21 protein-coding genes are annotated in these 19164 nt (G+C 66.3%); 10 read left to right on the plus strand and 11 right to left on the minus strand.

Annotated elements, in window-relative coordinates; genetic code table 11:
* Nucleotides 1–13 precede the first annotated feature (13 nt).
* Nucleotides 14–505 (minus strand): Hsp20/alpha crystallin family protein, encoded by a 492-nt coding sequence (locus ACSC1Y_RS13010; RefSeq protein ID WP_435335316.1) that lies wholly within the window; start codon nucleotides 503–505, stop codon nucleotides 14–16.
* The gene (locus tag ACSC1Y_RS13015) at nucleotides 502–660 is read right to left on the minus strand and encodes a DUF7559 family protein (RefSeq protein WP_435335317.1); all 159 of its coding nucleotides are present in this window, start codon (nucleotides 658–660) and stop codon (nucleotides 502–504) included. Before ACSC1Y_RS13015 ends, ACSC1Y_RS13010 begins: the two co-directional genes overlap by 4 nt.
* Nucleotides 661–740: 80 nt before the next feature.
* Between ACSC1Y_RS13015 and ACSC1Y_RS13020 the strand changes: the two genes are divergently transcribed.
* From ACSC1Y_RS13020 to ACSC1Y_RS13035, 4 genes are all read left to right on the plus strand, one after another.
* On the plus strand, nucleotides 741–2615 hold the full coding sequence (locus tag ACSC1Y_RS13020) for a M61 metallopeptidase family protein (protein ID WP_435335318.1): 1875 nt from the start codon (nucleotides 741–743) through the stop codon (nucleotides 2613–2615).
* Nucleotides 2616–2747: 132 nt separating this feature from the next.
* Nucleotides 2748–3350, plus strand: a complete 603-nt coding sequence (locus tag ACSC1Y_RS13025) for a DUF4397 domain-containing protein (protein ID WP_435335319.1) — start codon at nucleotides 2748–2750, stop codon at nucleotides 3348–3350.
* Nucleotides 3351–3452: 102 nt separating this feature from the next.
* A complete protein-coding gene (locus ACSC1Y_RS13030; RefSeq protein WP_435335320.1) occupies nucleotides 3453–5174 on the plus strand; it encodes a radical SAM protein in 1722 nt (573 codons plus the stop codon).
* A 78-nt stretch (nucleotides 5175–5252) separates the two neighbouring features.
* Complete coding sequence (locus ACSC1Y_RS13035; RefSeq protein ID WP_435335321.1) at nucleotides 5253–5657, plus strand: TRAM domain-containing protein; 405 nt, start codon at nucleotides 5253–5255, stop codon at nucleotides 5655–5657.
* Nucleotides 5658–5666: 9 nt separating this feature from the next.
* Here the strand turns inward: ACSC1Y_RS13035 and ACSC1Y_RS13040 are convergent, their stop codons facing one another.
* From ACSC1Y_RS13040 to ACSC1Y_RS13050, 3 genes are all read right to left on the minus strand, one after another.
* The gene (locus ACSC1Y_RS13040; RefSeq protein ID WP_435335322.1) at nucleotides 5667–6329 is read right to left on the minus strand and encodes a YkgJ family cysteine cluster protein; all 663 of its coding nucleotides are present in this window, start codon (nucleotides 6327–6329) and stop codon (nucleotides 5667–5669) included.
* Nucleotides 6330–6432: 103 nt separating this feature from the next.
* The gene (locus ACSC1Y_RS13045) at nucleotides 6433–7209 is read right to left on the minus strand and encodes an MBL fold metallo-hydrolase (RefSeq protein ID WP_435335323.1); all 777 of its coding nucleotides are present in this window, start codon (nucleotides 7207–7209) and stop codon (nucleotides 6433–6435) included.
* A 92-nt stretch (nucleotides 7210–7301) separates the two neighbouring features.
* On the minus strand, nucleotides 7302–7583 hold the full coding sequence (locus tag ACSC1Y_RS13050; RefSeq protein ID WP_435335324.1) for a helix-turn-helix domain-containing protein: 282 nt from the start codon (nucleotides 7581–7583) through the stop codon (nucleotides 7302–7304).
* A gap of 143 nt (nucleotides 7584–7726) precedes the next feature.
* On the opposite strand from ACSC1Y_RS13050, the gene ACSC1Y_RS13055 reads away from it, so the two are divergent.
* A complete protein-coding gene (locus ACSC1Y_RS13055) occupies nucleotides 7727–8128 on the plus strand; it encodes a PPOX class F420-dependent oxidoreductase (protein WP_435335325.1) in 402 nt (133 codons plus the stop codon).
* 15 nt (nucleotides 8129–8143) lie between these two features.
* On the opposite strand, the gene ACSC1Y_RS13060 is transcribed toward ACSC1Y_RS13055, so the two are convergent.
* Nucleotides 8144–8281 (minus strand): hypothetical protein, encoded by a 138-nt coding sequence (locus ACSC1Y_RS13060; protein WP_435335326.1) that lies wholly within the window; start codon nucleotides 8279–8281, stop codon nucleotides 8144–8146.
* 93 nt (nucleotides 8282–8374) lie between these two features.
* On the opposite strand from ACSC1Y_RS13060, the gene ACSC1Y_RS13065 reads away from it, so the two are divergent.
* Complete coding sequence (locus tag ACSC1Y_RS13065; protein WP_435335327.1) at nucleotides 8375–9079, plus strand: class I SAM-dependent methyltransferase; 705 nt, start codon at nucleotides 8375–8377, stop codon at nucleotides 9077–9079.
* Nucleotides 9080–9141: 62 nt separating this feature from the next.
* The gene (locus ACSC1Y_RS13070; RefSeq protein ID WP_435335328.1) at nucleotides 9142–10044 is read left to right on the plus strand and encodes a glycosyltransferase family 2 protein; all 903 of its coding nucleotides are present in this window, start codon (nucleotides 9142–9144) and stop codon (nucleotides 10042–10044) included.
* Nucleotides 10045–10053: 9 nt separating this feature from the next.
* On the opposite strand, the gene ACSC1Y_RS13075 is transcribed toward ACSC1Y_RS13070, so the two are convergent.
* The gene (locus tag ACSC1Y_RS13075) at nucleotides 10054–10875 is read right to left on the minus strand and encodes an amidohydrolase family protein (RefSeq protein WP_435335329.1); all 822 of its coding nucleotides are present in this window, start codon (nucleotides 10873–10875) and stop codon (nucleotides 10054–10056) included.
* 207 nt (nucleotides 10876–11082) lie between these two features.
* Between ACSC1Y_RS13075 and thsA the strand changes: the two genes are divergently transcribed.
* Nucleotides 11083–12642 carry a thermosome subunit alpha gene (thsA, locus tag ACSC1Y_RS13080; RefSeq protein WP_435335787.1) on the plus strand — a complete coding sequence of 520 codons (1560 nt, stop codon included), beginning with the start codon at nucleotides 11083–11085 and terminating at the stop codon, nucleotides 12640–12642.
* A 126-nt stretch (nucleotides 12643–12768) separates the two neighbouring features.
* On the opposite strand, the gene ACSC1Y_RS13085 is transcribed toward thsA, so the two are convergent.
* From ACSC1Y_RS13085 to ACSC1Y_RS13100, 4 genes are all read right to left on the minus strand, one after another.
* Nucleotides 12769–14103 carry an APC family permease gene (locus ACSC1Y_RS13085; protein ID WP_435335331.1) on the minus strand — a complete coding sequence of 445 codons (1335 nt, stop codon included), beginning with the start codon at nucleotides 14101–14103 and terminating at the stop codon, nucleotides 12769–12771.
* Nucleotides 14104–14168: 65 nt separating this feature from the next.
* Nucleotides 14169–14813: a trimeric intracellular cation channel family protein gene (locus ACSC1Y_RS13090; protein WP_435335332.1), complete on the minus strand. Its 645-nt coding sequence runs from the start codon at nucleotides 14811–14813 to the stop codon at nucleotides 14169–14171.
* The gene (locus tag ACSC1Y_RS13095; protein WP_435335333.1) at nucleotides 14807–15601 is read right to left on the minus strand and encodes an SAM hydrolase/SAM-dependent halogenase family protein; all 795 of its coding nucleotides are present in this window, start codon (nucleotides 15599–15601) and stop codon (nucleotides 14807–14809) included. The genes ACSC1Y_RS13090 and ACSC1Y_RS13095 overlap by 7 nt, the downstream gene beginning before the upstream one ends.
* Before the next feature lie 9 nt (nucleotides 15602–15610).
* Entirely contained in the window at nucleotides 15611–16129 is a 519-nt protein-coding gene (locus ACSC1Y_RS13100) for a nicotinamide-nucleotide adenylyltransferase (protein WP_435335334.1), read from the minus strand.
* Nucleotides 16130–16295: 166 nt separating this feature from the next.
* On the opposite strand from ACSC1Y_RS13100, the gene lonB reads away from it, so the two are divergent.
* Together lonB and ACSC1Y_RS13110 are read left to right on the plus strand one after the other, a co-directional pair.
* Nucleotides 16296–18407, plus strand: coding sequence for an ATP-dependent protease LonB (lonB, locus tag ACSC1Y_RS13105; protein WP_435335336.1), 2112 nt, complete (start codon nucleotides 16296–16298; stop codon nucleotides 18405–18407).
* Nucleotides 18408–19160, plus strand: coding sequence for a CPBP family intramembrane glutamic endopeptidase (locus ACSC1Y_RS13110; RefSeq protein WP_435335338.1), 753 nt, complete (start codon nucleotides 18408–18410; stop codon nucleotides 19158–19160).
* The last annotated feature ends 4 nt before the right edge of the window (nucleotides 19161–19164 follow it).

Here is a 19164-nt window from a genome sequence, read left to right on the forward strand (position 1 = left end):
CGCGGTGGACTGCTTACTCGATACCGTCGTCGTCCTCGTCGTCGGCGCCGACAGCGACCGCTTCGGCGTCAGAGGGTCCGTCGACGTCGACGGCTTCCGACTCCTCGTCCGACTCTTCGCCCGCGGCCGACTCGTCCTTCGGGATGCGTATCTCCAGCGTCCCGTTCTTCCGGAGCGTCGCGGTCGCATCCGCGGCGTTGACGAGGGCGTCGTCAGGCAGTTTCGCCTTCCCGTCGAGGGACATCCCGCGGCCCGGGACGCGCATCTCGAACTCCTCGTAGAACTCGCGGAACCGGTCGATGCGGACCATCACCGTCCCGTCGAGGTAGCGGACCTGGACGTCAGACTGGGTCGCTCCCGGCGCGTCGAAGACGACGAGGTAGGCGTCGTCGGACTCGAGTACGTCGACCGGAATCGGCCGGTTCTCCTGCATCTGGCTCGACGCACGGCCTATCTGGCGCAAGACGGTGTTGCTCACCGACTTGCCGAACTCTCGGACGTTCATAGTTCGATCTCTTCGAGACAGTCCACACCGCGACAGTACGGACACGCGAAATCCTCGACGGTCACGTCGTCGGGCATGTCGTAGGTGTAGTGGAGCTCGAACATGTCCAGTTCGCAGTCGCCGCTGGTGCACCGGACCTCCATCGTGGCTGGCATAGCAGAACCTTCGGCCGTGAGGGGGAAGGGGTTTTCGGAGGCCGGAACGTTTACCTTCACCTTGCTACTCTCCGTGAGGCATGGGACGGATCCGCGTCGCCCTGCTCGTCACCCTCGCTTGCCTCCTCTGTTCGGCTACACTCCCGCCGTCGGTCGCGGGGGGAACGACGGCCCAGCCGGGTGGCACCGCGGTCCAGCCGGGTGACGCCGCAGTCCAGCCGGGTGACGCCGCGGTCCACCGGACGGTCACGGTCGCCTTGACGCCAGCCGACCGTGGAACCGTCCGGCTAACAGCCAGCTTCGAACTCGACGACTCGGTCACTAGCCTCGACGTGCAGGTACCCGAGGGTGCCCGGGTCGTCGAGACCGACGGCTTCGACTACCGGTCGGGGTCGCAGTGGTCCCACGGCTGGGACGGCGAGACGACGAACCCGTCGGTCACCATCTCCGTCGACGTGAACGGCCAGAACGAGCGATTCGGGGGGAACGACTTCTACGACGCGGGCGAGTGGGCGCTCGTCCCGACGCGGTTCCCCGCCCGATACTTCACCGACGGGGCGAAGTCGTTCGACTCGTGGACTCCCGGTGAACTGCCGACGACCTACCGCGCCGCGGATGAGGGAGTCGTCGGCGACCGCATCGCCTTCCTCGGCGAACACGAGGTCCGGGAGTACCAGACCCACGGCCGGACCCTGACGCTCGTCGTCCCGGAGGGAGTCTCAGTGGACGACGATGCCGTCTACGAATCGCTGACGTTCGGGATGGAGGAGCTCCACGTGACGGCCGCGACGGACGACATACGGGTGTTCGTCGCGCCCGACCCCATCCGCCGGGGCGGCCTCCAGTGGGGGACTCAGGACATGTGGGTCCACCACGAGGAGCCGGTCGACGACGTGCGGAACCCGTGGCTCCACGAGTACGTCCACACCCGACAGCGCTACAGTCGGAACCACAAGATGCTGTGGTTCGACGAGGCGAGCGCCGAGTACTTCGCAGCCCTGCTCACCTATCAGGAGGGGCGGGTGAGCTTCGACGAGTTCTACGACCTCGTCTCGACGGGCCGGGACGCCGACTCCCAGCTCAGCTCCCAGGACCGGTGGACCTCACAGTACGCCGAGTACACCAAGGGCCGTCGCGTGCTGGCCGCCCTGGACGCGAAGATTCGCGATTCGACCGGCGGGAACCGGACCCTCGCCGACGTGTTCTTCCTGATGAACGTCAGGAACGAGCGCGTCACGCTGCCGAAGTTCCGGGCCGCTGTCGTCGAGGTCAGCGGCGACGAAGAGCTCGAGGGCTGGGTCGAACGATACGTCGATACCCGGGCGGTCCCAGACGTGCCTCGTGACCGCTCACGCTTCGCCCAGCCGACCGGCCCACTCGACGCCGACGGCGACGGGTTGACCGACGCGAAGGAGAACCGGCTCGCCCTGAACCGGCTGAACCCCGATACCGACGGCGACGGCATCGACGACGCCACCGAATTGGAGATAGGGACGGACCCCAGCAGGAGCGACACGGACGGTGACGGGCTCGACGACGGAACCGAGCGTGAGAAGGCGGGGACTGACCCGACCGACGGGGACACCGACGGCGACGGCCTCTCGGACCGGACCGAACGGTACGAGACGAACTCCGACCCGACGGTCGAAGACACGGACGGTGACGGCCTCTCCGACGGCGAGGAGGTCGAACTCGGGACGGCACCGGACGAGACGGATACCGACGGCGACGGCGTTCCCGACGGGGAAGACGACACGCCTGCAGGGACCGATACCGACGATACGGCAGAATCAGACCAGTCAGAATCGGACGGTGAGACGGGACCCTCCGCGTCGAATCCGGGGTCGTCTCCCGCCTCCGGGGGAGACGCGATGTCGGGCACCCCGGGATTCGGTACGGTCGCCTGGGGGGTCGCAGTCGCCTCCCTCGTGGTGGTCGCACGGCTGTGGCGCTGAGGGGACACCACTCCCGGCCGGTCGAACCGGCGGTCCCGGGCGGATATAATCGTTTTCCGACCTGTTCTAAAAACCGACGATGGCCTGAATATCGCGGGGAGCCAACTGTCTCGTGCAGACGGAGGGAGTAACATGCCAGCAACAACGAACGTACGAATCGGCCACTGCTCGCCAGACGCACCGGCGGTCGACGTCCTCGTCGACGGTGCAGCCGTCGTCCAGGACGTGAAGTTCGGTGACGTCGGTGACTACCTCGAACTGGCCGCCGGGAGCCACGAGATCGCCATCTGTCCGAGCGGGAAACACGACCAGCCGGTCCTCGAGAAGTCGCTCGCCCTCGAACCGGACCACGAGTACTCTGTCCTCGCCATCGGCGAGCTTGCGGACCTCTCGACGCTGGTCCTCAACGACGACAACACGGAGAAGTCGAACGCCGGCCGGCTCCGGTTCGTCCACGCGTGTCCGGACGCGCCGGCGGTCGACGTCGCCTTCGACGGCGCGCGACTGTTCGCCAACCAGCCGTTCGGAAAGTCGAGCGCCTACGCCAGCATCGACGCCGGGAGCTACGAGGTACAGGTGATGCCCGCCGGGCAGACGGAGCCCGTCCTCACCATCCCGGGCGTGAGCATCGAGAACGGGCGGACCTACACCGCCTTCGCCATCGGGAAACTCGCGGACGATTCGCTCGACGCGGTCGTCACGCTGGACCACGCCCCGATGGCGAAGATGGCCTGACGGGCCATCCGTCCCGGTACGGCTTTTCTCTGCGCCGCCTCACGTCCCCAGCTGGCGCACGCTTTCGCACCCGTTTTACCCGTCGAGCGTGAACTTCGTCCAATGACAGACCCCGCGAATCTCGACGTGACCATCGTCGACGGCTACGTCGACGAGCCGGCGCACTTCGGGGTGCCTCCCTACATCTCGACGTATCCCCGGTACACCGCCGGGGCGCTGGTCGACGCGGGGGTGCCGCCGGAGAACATCACCTACCACACCATCGACGAGCTGCGCGAGGAGCAGTCCCGCTGGCTCGACGTGGAGCAGGCCGACCTCATGTGCTACCTCGGCGGCATGACCGTCCCCGGCAAGTACGTCGGTGGGACGCCCGCCGAACCCGACGAGGTCCGAAAGCTCGCCTGGACCGCGAACGGAACGACGCTGATGGGCGGCCCCGTCAAGTTCGGCGTCGGCGACGAGAACGCCGGCGCGACCGAGACGGTCCGGGACGACCTCGACTACGACTTCGTCGCGAAGGGCGACGTGGAGGCGGCCGCGTTCGACCTGGTCGACTCGGGGCTGGAAGGCTTCAACAACCGGATGCGCGACAACCGGGAGATAGACCGCTGGGCAGCGAAGGGCGCCTTCGTCATCGAGCAGCACCCGAACCACCCGGAGTACCTCATCTGCGAGATGGAGACCAGTCGCGGCTGTCCGTACCGCTGCTCGTTCTGCACGGAACCGCTGTACGGGAACCCCTCGTTCCGGTCGCCCGAGTCCGTCGTCGGCGAGGTCGAACGGCTCTACGAGCGGGGCGCGCGGCACTTCCGACTCGGCCGGCAGGCCGACATCCTCGCCTACGGTGGCGACGGCGAGAAGCCGAACCCGGACGCCCTGCGCGAGCTGTACGGTGGCATCCGCGAGGTAGCGCCCGACCTCGGGACGCTCCACCTCGACAACATGAACCCCATCACGGTCGTCGAGTGGCCCGAACTGTCCAGGGAGGGCATCCGCGTCATCGCGAAGCACAACACGCCGGGCGACACGGCCGCCTTCGGGCTCGAATCCGCCGACCCGAAGGTGCAGGAGGCGAACAACCTCAACGTCACCGCTGAAGAGGCGTTCCGGGCCGTGAAGATGGTGAACGAGGAGGGCGGCTGGCGCCCCGGCGACGAGCCCGGAACGGGTCCCTCGACCGGGCCGGACGCCCCGCGACGGCTCCCGAAACTCCTGCCGGGAATCAACCTGCTCCACGGACTGAAGGCCGAGCGCGAGGAGACGTTCCAGCACAACCTCGATTTCCTCGAGCGGGTCTACGATGCCGGGCTGATGCTCCGCCGGGTCAACATCCGGCAGGTGATGACGTTCGCCGGGACCGAGATGAACAGCGAGGGCGCACACATCGCCCACGACCACAAGCGGCTGTTCAAGCGGTACAAGTCGCAGGTCAGAGAGGAGATAGACAACCCGATGCTCCAGCGCCTCGCCCCGCCGGGGACGGTCCTCCCGAACGTCCACCTCGAGTACCACGAGGATGGTACGACCTTCGGCCGGCAGCTCGGGACCTATCCGCTACTCGTCGGCATCCCGGGCGAACGCGAACTCGGCCAGGTGCTCGACGTGGCCGTCGTCGACCACGGCTACCGCTCCGTGACCGGCGTGCCGTATCCCCTCGACCTGAACGCCGCGTCGATGAACGAGCTGACGGCCATCCCCGGCGTCGGCAAGTCGACCGCGGGCGATATCGTCGTGAATCGGCCGTACGACTCGCTCGACTCGGTTCCGGCGGACGTCGACCTCGGGCCGTTCGTCGCCGGCGGGAGACGCACCGACGCGGATTGACGGTTCCTTCGGTTTCATAGCCTCCAACAGCGGAAATTTGAAGTTGACACCCTCTGTTACATCGACTGGAGGCTCACTGTGGAAATCTCTGATAAACTACTGTGTCTGTTCAGCGCGAAGGTCGATTCGGACGGCGATTCCTACACCATCGAAGTGCCGCGTCAGGAGATCGAGACGGGCTCGGTCGACTCGGGCGAGACCTACCGCGTCGCGCTCATCAGCCGCGAAGAGGAGAGCGAGACGACGACCGAGACCGAGGAGACCAGCACCTCGCCGTCGGAACCGCAACCGCCGGTCGAGATCGGCGAGACTCGCTACGTCGAGATCGAGGACATCGGCAAACAGGGCGACGGCATCGCCCGCGTCGAGCGCGGCTACGTCATCATCGTCCCCGGTGCCGACGTCGGCGAGCGGGTGAAGGTCGAGGTGACCGAGGTGAAGTCCAACTTCGCCGTCGGCGAGATAATCGAAGACACGTTCTGAACGGCTCTCTCACTCGATCTCGCTGCCGTCGACGCGCTTCGGCCCGTCCGAATCGTACACGACCACCTTCTCTTCGGATTCGACGCGCCGGTAGTTGTCCCTGACGCCGATCGCTTCCTCGAGTTCGCGGACCGCCCGTTCCTTGAGCGCAGCCGCCAACTCCTCGGCGTCCTCGCGCGAGATGTCTCGGCCGAGGCCCTCGCACTCGTGGGCGCGGACCATCCCGGACTCGTCTACCGCCTCGCCCATCGGCTGGCTGGTGCCGCCGAGCGCGACGCTGAAGGGATACGTTTGGCAGACGAGCGGGCGCGAGTCGTGGACGGTGCAGGAACCCATGCCCTCGTCGTCCTCGGCGTAGAACCGGCAGTCACCACAGGAGTTCGTCTGGAGCGCCCACTCGAACGTCTCGCCGGTGAGCTCGCCGTCCTCGTCCTCCGAGAGGCCGTACGGCATCGGTCTGGCGACGTCGCGGAAGTCGTACTCCTGCTCGCCAGCCTCCTGCAGGGTCGAAACCTCGTCGGGAAAGACGGTCGCCGTGTGCGGGTCGTCGGCCTCGGCGGTGCAGCAGGCGCCGCAGCGAGTACACTCGAAACCGATGGTCTCGATGGCATCGGCCAGGTCGGACGCGTCGAGAGCTTTCGCCTTCTCGAGTTCGGATTCGAGTGACTCCATCGTCGTCTGGTCGTGCGGCGTCGGTGCTGAAAACGCTCTCGGTCGGTGCGTTGTGGGAAGGTCTCGGTCGTGGTGCTACGATAGCCAACCGTCTCGGTTCGGGCTACGTCGGCCGACCGGCTCGCTCGCCGTCCCACGTCACCCGCCCTTCGGCACGGAGCTTCTCCAGGTGACAGGCGACGGTCGCGCCGGCGAGGTCGCGGACGCCGGTAAGGTCCTTCTCGTAGGCAGCGTCGAGGACCTCGTCGAGGGTCGCCGCGCCGGCCTCGACGGCGTCGAGGACACGCCGCTCGCGCTGTCGACGGTGCTCGATGAGCCGTTCGATGGTCGCACGTGGGTCGTCGATCACCGGGCCGTGACCGGGGAACAGCTCGGTGGGGTTTCGCACCCAGAGACGTCGGAGGCTGGTGAGATACGCCCGCATGTCGCCGTCGGGCTCACCGACGACGACGCTCCCCTCGGAGACGGCGAGGTCACCACAGAGAACCGAATCGCCCGTGACGAACGAGACGTGGTCGCGGGCGTGGCCGGGGGTCTCCAGTACCGACACGTCGACGTCCGGGAATCGGGTCCCCTCGCGGAACGTCCTGTCGGGCTCGATACCCGTCGCGGCCACGAAGCGGTCGACGTGTCCGTGGTGCGCCCAGACGGTCGCACCGGTGTGGTCGGCGTAGTCGGCGACTGCGCCGATGTGGTCCGAATGCGTGTGGGTCACGGCGACGTGGCGGACGTCGTGCGTCGAGCACACTTCGTCCAGTCGCTCGTTGTCGTCCGCCGGGTCGACGAGAAGTGCAGTGTCGTCGCCGACGACGTACGCGTTGGTCCGGCCGGTCGGCGCGCGGGTGTGCGTGGAGACGCCGATGCGGGTGACGGTGGACATGGCTGCACTGTCGCCCCACCGTCACATAACGTGAGGGGACAGCGATCCACCGCTGCCGCAGGTTGGCTCGAACGGACAGGAGAGTGACGTTCTCAGACGTTCAGGAAGTAGACCTGTTTCCGTGCGTCCTGGAAGCTGTAGCGAGAGTTGACGAGGCCCTCGTCGTCGAGGCGGTTGAGAGCGTAGCGAACCGTCCGGTCGGGGAGCAGGGACTCCTCGGCGAGCTGTCCCTGGGACATCGGCGATTCGGTCTCCAGTACCTTCGAGACGAGCTTCGCGCTCGGCGGGAGCTCGCGGAGGCGCTCGCGGTACTCGGCCTCTGAGAGGACGTCGTCGGAATTCTTCGCACGGTCGTCTGCGGTACTCATGCTCATACCCGTTGCTGGAACGAGCCTCCTGTTAAGGGTTGGCTATATGGTGGTTGGTATGGTTCAGATAATATTAGGTGTTAATATCACATGGTCTTTCCTCGACATTCGGGGCGCGGTTTTTCCGTCGAGCCGACGAATACACCGGCATGGAAGCCATCCCGGAGACGTATCACGACCTGTTCGAGAAGCAGACGTTCGCACACTTCGCGACGGTGATGCCGGATGGCACGCCGCAGGTGACCCCCGTCTGGGTCGACTACGACGAGGATAGCGGCCACGTGCTGGTGAACACCGCGCGTGGTCGTCGGAAGGAGAAGAACGTCAGGGAGAACCCGAAGGTCGGCATCGAGATGACGGATCCGGACGACCCGTACCGGTTCCTCTCGATTCGCGGCGAGGTCGTCGAGGTGACCGAGGACGGCGCCGTCGAACACATAGACGAGCTGACTAAACGGTACATGGGCAAGGATACGTATCCGAACCACGGCGAGGAGTCGGGGCCGCGCGTCGTCGTCCGCATCGAGCCACGCCACGTCACGGGGAACTGAGCGGGAGCAGCTCCCTCAGCTCAGACAAGGGTCGCGGTACTGTCCCATCACGCAGTGGCAGTGGGGGCAGTAGACGAACAGCAGGTCCTCGTGCTCGTGACGGTCGAGTTCGTCCGCCGAGAGCGTCGCCTTGCAGTGCGGACAGGTCGGCATGCAATGTACTATGTTACCATCCTACAAGGGGCTTCCCACACCGGGACGACTCCAATATTGTTTTAACCCACCGAGGGAGTACAAACGACCAGTGTGAAGGGCCAGGAATGGTACCAGACGGACGAGGTGGCCGAGTCGTACGAAGAGAAGCGGTTCTCTCGTGGCGGACGGCTGATCGACCGTCGTGAGAAGCAGGCGGTGCTCAACGCTCTCGGGCCGATCGAGGGGAAGAACGTCCTCGAGATCGCCTGCGGAACCGGCCGGTTCACGGTGATGCTCGCCGAGCGCGGGGCCGATATCGTCGGTCTCGACATCTCCGCGGCGATGCTCCAGCAGGGTCGGAAGAAGGCGCGCGCGGCCGGCGTCGACGACCACCTGGAGTTCATCCGGGGCGACGCAGCTCGACTGCCGTTCCCGGACGACCACTTCGACGCGGTCGTCGCGATGCGGTTCTTCCATCTCGCGGACACGCCCGCGTCGTTCCTCTCCGAGATGGCGCGCGTCTCGAAGGACCAGGTGTTCTTCGACACGTTCAACCGGTTCTCGACGCGCTCGATCTACAACTGGGCGCTCCCGATGGGTTCCCGGCTCTACTCCCGGTACGAGGTCGATTCGCTGGTGGAGAAGGCGGGACTCCACCTCGTGAACGAGTCGCACGACTTCGTGCTCCCGTACGGATTCTACCGGCAGATCCCCGACAAGCTCGCGGCGACCCTGCGCGGCATCGACAAGGAGGTCATCGACGCGCCCGGGCTGGAACGTCTCGCATCGGTCTCCTACTGGGACGTTCGCGTCTGACCGAATACCAGTCGGGATTCTGTTACACTGGCTTTTAAGTATCGTAACTGCAAGAAACCTCTATGGACCTCTCGGTAGTCGTCCCGACGCTCAACGGCCGGGAGCAGCTCCACGCCTCGCTGGACGCACTGGCCGAACTGGTGCCGTCGGCCGAGGTGGTGGTGGTCAACGGCCCCTCCGCAGACGGGACGACCGGGATGGTGCGCGAGCGCACCGATGTCGACGTTCTCGTCGAGATCAGCGAGCGGAACGTCAACGTCGCACGGAACGCCGGGTTCGAGGTGGCGTCGGGAGACGTCGTCTCGTTCGTCAGTTACGACCTCGCCGTCGAGGAGTCGTGGCTGGACGGCGTCGAGGCGGGAATCGAAGACGGTGCCGACGTCGTCACGGGGCCGACTCACCGGACGGTCAAGGCGGGCATGACGACGGAGGTGATGGAGACGACCACCATCGCCGGCAACGAGGTGACCTACTTCAGCGGCCACAACGTGGCGTTCCGCCGCGCGGTTCTGGAGGACCTCGATGGGTTCGACGAGTACCTGCAGACCGGTGGCGCCCGTGACGCGGCCCATCGCCTCGCGACGATGGGGTACGGCGTCGACTGGCGAACGGAGATGAGCGTCTGTGGCGAGTACGAGACCGACGGCGGGCGCACCCTCGAGGACTGGCAGTGGAAGTACCGGTCGCTCGCCTACCGGCTGGCGAAGAACTACGGTGCCCGCCCGACGGTTCTCCGGCGAACCGCCCGACACGCGCTCCAGGACTCGGTCGCGGCGATGAAGGACGTGGCGACTGGCACGCGAACGCCGACCTCCTGGCTGGGGAGCGGACGGTCGGTCGTCGCGGGCGTCGCCGTCGGCGCGAAAGACGGACTGGCCGCCCGCAAGCGAGACAAGTCGAATCGGCGGAATCCGAACGGCGTCTCGACGCGGCAGGACCGCGCCGTCTGCCGCTACGAACTCTGAACTCTCCGGTCAGGCCTCGGGAGCGAGGTCGTCGATGACGCGGCAGGCGTTCTTCGAGAAGGCCTTCCACAGTTTGTCCTCCGAGACGTCGAGCGTGAGTATCTCCATGACGCCGACGTTCGGGTGCGCCGAGGGAGCTCCCGACCCGAACAGGACACGGTCAGGGTGTTCGAGGAGTGCCCGCTCCAGCGGTTCACGGAAGCGGACGAACGAGGTATCCAGGTACGTCTCGTCGTGGTCCTCCAGCAGGTCGATGGCCCGGTCCATCAGGTCCCGGTCGAGGGGATAGCCCCCGAAGTGTGCGAGGATGACCGGGAAGTCACGGTCGAGGAGGGTCTCCGCGACCGACTCGGGAGGGAAACCGTCGCCCGCGCGGACCAGGACCGGGAGGCCGACCGCTGCGAGTTCGTCGACGACCTGCTCGTCCGGCAGCCCGTCGAGCGGCGGGTCGAGGACGAACCCGTGGAAGCGGTCGTCGTAGGCGTACTGTTCGACGTCTTCAGGGGTCGTGTGGTGGTCGTCGCGTGAGATGAGGCGGTTCCGTAGCCGTGACGTCGTGCCCGCGCCGGGGTCCCGTGGCCCGTTGATCCGCGCGAAGGCGACGAAGGGACGTTCGACGCTCAGCCGTGCTACTTCGTTGTTCGAGCTCAGGTAATCCGTGTCGTCGGGCTGGGGGTCGGGGAACACGACGGCACGGACGACGCCCGCCTGTTGCATCTCGCGTTCGAGTTTCTCCGGTGAGATCGCTCGCCCACGTGTCGTCGCTTGCTCGTCCGTTCCGAGTCGGGCGTGGACGTCGACGACGCGGAATCGGTGTTCCAGCTCCAGCATCGGGCCACTGTTCTACGTACTGCTATTTCCCGGTACCGGCCTCCTCTTTCAGCCACCAGATTAACATACGTAAGTTGTCTATTCGATATCTAATAGCGTGATAAAGGCAGACAGAGGCCGTTTGAACTGAGAAATCTATATATACTCAGACAAACAATTGGTGGGTGAGGTTTCCCCAGTATGTCTCAAACTTTCGCACAGCGCAGCATGGGTGGTCAGCCGTTGTACATCCTCGCCGAGAGCTCCCGGCGAACACACGGCCGTGACGCACAGTCGTCGAACATCATGGCCGGCAAGGCGGTCGCCGAGGCCGTACGAACCACCCTCGGCCCGCGAGGCATGGACAAGATGCTCGTCGACTCGTCCGGGACGGTCGTCATCACGAACGACGGCGCGACCATCCTCCAGGAGATGGACATCGAACACCCGGCGGCCCAGATGATCGTCGAGGTCGCCCAGACCCAGGAGGACGAGGTCGGCGACGGAACGACGACCGCAGCCGTCCTCGCGGGGCACCTCCTCGCACAGGCCGAGGACCTCCTCGAGAGCGACGTCCACCCCACGACCATCGTCGAGGGCTACCACGAGGCCGCACAGATCGCACTCGCCGCCATCGACGAGATGGTCCTCGACCTCGAAATGAACGACGAGACGCTCCACAACGTCGCCGAGTCGAGCATGACCGGCAAGGGAACCGGCGGCCTGACCGCCGACCAGCTCGCGAAGACGGTCGTCGAGGCGATCCGCCACGTCGAGGACGACGGCGAGGTCGAGCGTGACGACGTCCGCATCCACACGAAGGTCGGTGCCTCCTCGAACGCGACCGAGCTGGTCGAGGGCATCATCATCGACGAGGAGCCCGTCCACGATTCGATGCCCCGCCACGTCGAGGACGCGACCATCCTCTGCATCGACATGGACCTCGAGGTCCGCAAGACGGACGTCGACACCCAGTACCGCATCGACACCATCGAACAGCTGAACGCCGCGATGGAAGCCGAGGAGTCCGAACTCCGGGGCTACGCGAAGACCATCGCCGACTCGAAGGTCGACGTCGTCTTCTCGACGGACAAGATCGACAAGCGCGTCGCATCCTTCCTCGCGGACGAGGGTGTCCTCGCCGTCGAGAAGCTCTCGAACAAGGACGCCCGCTCCATCGCCCGGGCCGTCGGCGCGAAGCGTCTCGGCTCGCTCGAGGACCTCGACTCGGCGGACTTCGGCCACGCCGACAGCATCCGCGTCGACCGGTTCGGTGACGAGGAGCTGACGTTCATCGAGGGCGGTGCAGCCGCGAAGGCGGTCACCATCTTCGTCCGCGGCGGGACCGAACACGTCGTCGACGAACTCGAGCGCGCCCTGAACGACGCCCTCGACGTGGTGTCGGTCGCCATCGAATCCGAGGAACTCGTCTACGGCGCAGGTGCCGCAGAGATCGGTATCGCGGACGCCGTTCGTCGCGCCGCAGCCGGTATCGAAGGCCGCAAGCAGCTGGCGGTCGAGGCGTTCGCCGACGCGGTCGACGTCATCCCGCGCACGCTCGCCGAGAACACCGGCATGGACCCCATCGACGCACTCGTCGCCCTGCGCGCCGCCCACGAGAGCGGTGACGTGATGGGCATCATCAGCGAGGGTGAGACCGGGACCATCACCGACCCGTCGAAGTACGGTATCCTCGACCCCGCCGACGTCAAGCGCGAGGCAGTCGAGTCCGCGACCGAGGCCGCGACCATGATCGTCCGCATCGACGACATCATCGCGGCGAAGTAAGCGAGAGACTGTACGCTACCTGGCCCTGTCCCGTTTTTCTGTGTTCGGTTCCGTTCTTCCGTCTCTGTTCCCCTCGCCGCGAGCGACAGCCAGCCCGAATGGATGGACCTACCGGAAGGTCCAAGCTCAGCCGTCGATGGCCGACTCGACCGACTCCTCGACCTCTTCGACCTCCTCGGCCAGTGCCTCCCGCTTGAAGTAGAGTACCTCGACGGCGACAACCGCGACCGCGAGTGCGACCACGGTGTAGAAGGTCCCGCGCTGTGCGGACCAGAGGTGGTAGAGGATGAGCGGGAACGCGGCGACACAGCCCAGCAGGCCGGTGGCAGGGGGGAGCGGATTGATCTCGTCGTGGTCGCGTTCTTTCAGCGCCAGCGCGCACATCGTCCCGAAGACGACGACGAACGCCAGCGACCCGAACGAGGTGATGGCGTTCAGGCTGCCGTACGCGGCGAAGGCAGCGGCGATAGCTCCCAGAACGAGGACCGTCCGGGACGGTGCGCCCTCTGCGTCGGAGTCGCCGAGGCTGTCGGGGGCGAGCCCGTCGTCGAGCATTCCCTTCGCGAAGTGCGCCGCGGAGAACAGCGTCCCGTTGATGGCGCTGCCTGTCGAGAACAGCGCCGCGACGGCGACGAAGGTGAAGCCGAGCTGGCCGAGGAACGGCTCGACCGCGCGTGCGACCGCTATCTCGGGGTGGGCTTTGATGACGTCCGTCTTCACGAGGCTCGTGACGAGGATGGCCACGAGACAGTCGACGACGATGGCGCCGACGATGGAGACGTACACGGCCCGCGGGAGGTTCGTCTCGACGTTCTCGATGCTCTCCTGGTCGTACATCAGGAGCTGCCAGCCCTGGAAGGAGACGAACGAGACGGCCACCGCCGTGACGAAGCCGGTCGTCGCGACCTGCGAGAAGCCGAACTGGAGTGCATTCTTGCCGGCGCCGTAGTACAGCCCCCAGATGCTGATACCGAGCAGGATGACGACCTTGAGCGTGACGAGCAGCTTCTCGGAGCTCCCCGTCGCGCGTGCGCCGAGGACGTTGAGGCCGACGAAGAACGCGACGGCGAGGACGGACAGGAGCGGATGGACGACGCCCTCGGACAGGCCGAGCTGCGGCAGGAGTTTCACGCCGAACCCGCCGAACGCGTAGGCGTACATGGCGATGGACCCGATGTAGCCAAGCAGGAGGGTCCAGCCGACCATCCCGGCGTACTCGGCATCGTCGAGGTAGCTCTCGAGATGGGTGACGGACCCACCCTTCCGATCGTTGATGCTGTTCACCTTGAGGTACGAGTAGGCGGCACACATCGACACCAGGCTCGCGACGAGGAACGCGAGCCAGGCGGCCGCCCCCGCGATGCTCGCGACGACGCCCAGCACCGCGAAGACGCCGCCGCCGATCATCCCGCCGAGACCGATAGCTGCGGCTCCGGTGAAGCCCAGGCTTTCGTCGGACATTCACGAGAACGTTCGGTCGCGAGACAGGTAGGGGGTCGGCCAAGAATGAGAGGCCGACGGTCGATTCACGGCGTCGGCAACGCCCAGTCGTATCGAATCGCCGCGAGTCGCAACCCGAGCGCCAGTCCCACGCAGACGCCGGTCGCCCAGAGCTGGGCGAATCCTGCCTCGCGAACCGCCCAGAACGCCGCTCCCCCCGCCAGCGCACAGGTCGCGTAGAAGTCCTCGTGCAGTATCGACGGCACCTCCTGGGCGAGCAGGTCGCGGATGGCCCCGCCGCCCGTCCCCGTCAGGGTCGCCGTGATGACGACCCCGAACGGCGAGAGGCCGACCTCGTGGCCGACGATGGCGCCGGTCGCGGCGAACGCGGCGAGCCCGACGGCGTCGGGAAGCGTCAGCATGGGTGAGTCGGCGATGTCGCCGGCGTCGGCGCGGGTCATGGCGAGGGTGAGGACGACGCCGGCCAGCGCAAGCGTCATGTCCGATTCCGCGAGCAGTGCCCCCGGGACCCTGCCGACGAGGAGGTCGCGCGTGATACCGCCGCCGAGAGCCGTGACGACTCCCAGGACCGCGACGCCGAGGTAGTCGAGGTCCTTCTCGATGCCCTTCGAGGCGCCTGCGACGGCGAACGCGACTGTTCCGACAGCGTTCATCAGCGTGAACGGACTCAGCGCCGTAGCGGGCGCGGACTGCAGGAGGAGCGTCAGCATTGGCGTATCTCGACGGCGTCGCCCGGTTCCAGGCCGAACGCCTCGTCGCCGCGCCCGCGGTTCACGTCGCACTCGACGAAGCCGTGACTCCCGACGGTGGCGAGGCGTACGCCCTCGGGAACGGCAGCGAACGTGTCTCCAACGGGTGTCTCTTCGCCGTTCACCGTCACCGTCTCCGCGCCCGCGAGGAAGTCGCCGAGGACGTTCGTTATCACGTTCCCGAAGCTGTCGACGACGAGGACCTCGCCGGTGGCGGTTCCCTCGCGGACGGTGGCCCGCGGGAGCGTCTGGTCGACGAGCGAGTCGGGGTCCGCGGGGGTGAGCCGGTCGAGTTCGCCGGCCCGGTCGACGCCGGCGTCGTGGACCGCCGCGGCTGCCGGGGCGAACACGTCTCGGCCGTGGAACGTGGTGCTGTCCGCGTCGGAGTCGTCGATGAGGTACGCCTCGACCGGTTCGTCAGCGACCGAAAGCGATTCTCCGGGAGCGAGCTCGAGCAGGCTGCGAGCGACCGGAAGCACGACGCCGTTGTCGGGCGCGACCAGGGCGTGCTCGCCCGCGCGAACCACTATCGCGGAGCGCTCCGTGCCGACGCCGGGGTCGACGACGACGCAGTGGACGGCCGGCGGAAAGTAGGGGAGAATCTCGCGCAGCCAGAAGGCGGCGGCGCGCACGTCGTGGCGGGGGAGGTCGTGAGCCACGTCCTCGATGCGGGCGTCGGTCCGAGCACAGAGGACGCCGGTCATCGCGGCCGGGTAGTACGACCCGAAGTCGGATGAGAGGGTGATCATCCCCGCTTTCTAGTCCCCGTTGCTGTCGCTCTCGGCGACCTGCTGGATGCGCTCGATGCCACCGATCTCGTGGATCACGTCGACGCAGGCGTCCGGTACGAGCGACTGCCAGTCCCCGTCGGAGATCATCCGCTCGCGGACCTCGCTTCCCTCTAGCACGTCGCGGTTGAACATCGGCGACTGACGGACCTCGATGCCGGCCTCGTTGAACAGGCGGATGACCAGCGGGTTGTTCGAGTAGGCGACGTCGAACGACGGCGACATCGACTGGACGTGGCTCACCCAGACCGAGTTCCGGTCGAGGTCCTCGATGGGAACCGAGTAGGTCGTCAGGTCGAACTCCTGAAGCGACTTGGTGAGCATCATGATGCGCTCGCCGGCGGTGAACGGGTCGTGGGTCGTGTGCGAGTCGCCCGCGCTCCCGATGCCGAGGACGAGTTCGTCCACTTCATCCGCGATGGTCTTCACCATGTTGTGGTGGCCGTTGTGGTACGGCTGGAACCGGCCGATGTAGAATCCGCGGGTCATGCGTGCAATTGCGTCGGTGTCATTTATAAGGGTGGCGAGATGACTTGCAGAGTTATATCCGGGATAGGGAGCTTCTATCGTTCGAATACGGTAGTGCACTCCCGAACCGAGAGGGGAGAAAGTATATTAATCGCAAAGCCTTGGATTCAGGTAGCAACCCGATTCTATGAGCAACGACAGTGATACCAACGACGGGATCCCGGAGGAGGCCGACGGGACCGTCCCCGACGAGGATTCTGGGTCCGGCGACTCGGGAGCGACGAACGTCCCCCGAGAGGACGACGTCATCCCGACACCGCCCGACGACTCCCCCGCTGACGACGGCGGCCTCGACAGGCTCGGGAGTGACGTCGAAGTAGACATCGGCGCAGAGATCGACGAAGACGCCGAAAAAGACGACCTCCTCGGCGGTCTGATGATCGAATCCAGCGACGAGATCGAAGTCCCCGAACGGCTCGTCGACCAGGTCATCGGCCAGGACGAGGCGCGTGACATCGTCAAGAAGGCGGCCAAGCAGCGCCGTCACGTGATGATGATCGGCTCCCCGGGTACCGGGAAGTCGATGCTCGCGAAGGCGATGAGCCAGCTCCTCCCGAAGGAGGACCTGCAGGACATCCTCGTCTACCACAACCCCGACGACGGGAACGAGCCGAAGGTCCGCACGGTCCCCGCCGGGAAGGGCGACCAGATCATCGAGGCGTACAAGGACGAAGCACGGAAGCGCAACCAGATGCGCTCGTTCCTGATGCTCATCATCATGGCGGTCGTCCTCGTCTACGCCGTCGTCACGCAGGCCCTCCTGCTGGGAATCCTCGCGGCCGGTGTCGTCTACCTCGCGTTCCGCTACTCGGGACGCTCCACCGACGCGATGATTCCGAACCTCGTGGTGAACAACTCCGACCAGCAGACGGCGCCGTTCGAGGACGCAACGGGCGCCCACGCCGGTGCACTGCTGGGCGACGTCCGCCACGACCCGTTCCAGTCCGGTGGCATGGAGACGCCGAGCCACGACCGCGTCGAGCCCGGCGCCATCCACAAGGCGAACAAGGGCGTGCTGTTCATCGACGAGATCAACACCCTCGACATCCGGTCCCAGCAGAAGCTGATGACCGCGATTCAGGAGGGCGCGTTCTCCATCACGGGCCAGTCCGAGCGCTCCTCGGGTGCGATGGTCCAGACCGAGCCCGTCCCGTGTGACTTCATCATGGTCGCCGCAGGGAACCTCGACGCGATGGAGAACATGCACCCCGCGCTCCGCTCGCGTATCAAGGGCTACGGGTACGAGGTGTACATGGACGACACCATCGAGGACACTCCCGAGATGCGTCGGAAGTACGCACGCTTCGTCGCACAGGAGGTCGAGAAGGACGGCCGTCTTCCGCAGTTCACGCGAGACGCCATCGAGGAGATCATCCTCGAGGCCCGTCGCCGTGCCGGCCGGAAGGGCCACCTGACGCTCGAACTGCGTAACCTCGGTGGCCTCGTCCGCGTCTCGGGCGACATCGCCCGGGCCGAGGACAAGGAGTTCACCACGCGCGAGGACGTGCTACGCGCCAAGCGCCGCTCGCGCTCCATCGAACAGCAGCTTGCCGACGACTACATCGAACGCCGCAAGGACTACGAGCTGACCGTCTCGTCCGGCGACGTGGTCGGTCGCGTCAACGGGCTCGCCGTCATGGGCGAGGACTCCGGTATCGTTCTCCCCGTCATGGCCGAGGTCGTACCCGCACAGGGCCCGGGCGAGGTCATCGCCACGGGTAAGCTGCAGGACATCGCCCAGGAAGCGGTCCAGAACGTCTCCGCCATCATCAAGAAGTTCTCCGACGAGGACATCTCGAAGAAGGACATCCACATCCAGTTCGTCCAGGCGGGTCAGCAGGGCGTCGACGGCGACTCCGCGTCCATCACGGTCGCGACGGCCGTCATCTCCGCCCTGGAGAACGTCCCGGTCGAGCAGCGTCTCGCCATGACCGGCTCGCTCTCGGTCCGCGGTGACGTGCTCCCCGTCGGTGGTGTGACCCACAAGATAGAGGCGGCCGCGAAGGCTGGCCTCGACAAGGTCATCATCCCGAAGGCGAACGAGCAGGACGTCATGATCGAAGACGAGTACAAAGACCAGATAGAGATCATCCCGGTCAGCCACATCAGCGAGGTCCTCGAGGTCGCCCTCGCCGGCGAACCGGAGAAGGACTCGCTCGTCGACCGGCTGAAGTCCATCACGGGCTCGGCCCTCGAACACAACGTCGGCCGCGGTAGCGGCTCGCCGAGTCCGCAGTAGATGGCCAACTGGGACGCGTTCGCGTCCGTGACGGTCATAGTCTGTGGGCTTCTTCTGTTTCTCGCGTACCAGACGACGGTAGCGTCGCGCGTCGAACCCCCGCTCCCCGGAGAGCGCGTGTTCGCGCCCGACAGCCATCGACGAGCCGAGCCACAGGGCTACTCGCCCGCGATGCTGCTCGTCAACGTCGCACTGACACAGGGACTGTTCCTGGGGATACTCGTCGGTGCCGCCGTTCTCAGCGGCGTTCCGCGGGCTGCGCTCGGGGTCGGTCCGGCCGGTCTCGGAACGATTCCGCTGGCAGTCGGTGGCGTCCTCGGTGTCGTGCTCTACGTCGCGAACCGGCTCGGGTCGTCGCTGTCGGAGCGGCTGGGTCTCTCCGGGGACGACGACGACCTCCGGTCACAGCTCGCGCCGAGTTCGGCGCGCGGGTGGGCCGTGCTGATGCTCGGCGTGTTACCGACCGTCGCCGTCTTCGAGGAGTTCCTGTTCAGGGCGGCGCTGGTCGGGGCGCTCTCCGCCGGCTACGGTATCTCTCCGTGGCTCCTCGCGGTCGCGTCGTCGCTCGCGTTCGCTGTCGGCCACGGGATGCAGGGGCCGGCGGGTATCGTGGTCACCGGAGCCGTCGGGTTCGTCCTCGCAGCGGTGTTCATCCACACCGGGAGCCTGCTCGCCGTCGTCGTCGCACACTACCTCGTCAACGCGCTGGAGTTCGTCATCCACGAGGGGCTCGGCGTCGAGTGGCTCGCGTGAGAAC

Source organism: Haloarchaeobius lipolyticus (assembly GCF_051208015.1).
Taxonomy (GTDB): Archaea; Halobacteriota; Halobacteria; order Halobacteriales; family Natrialbaceae; genus Haloarchaeobius.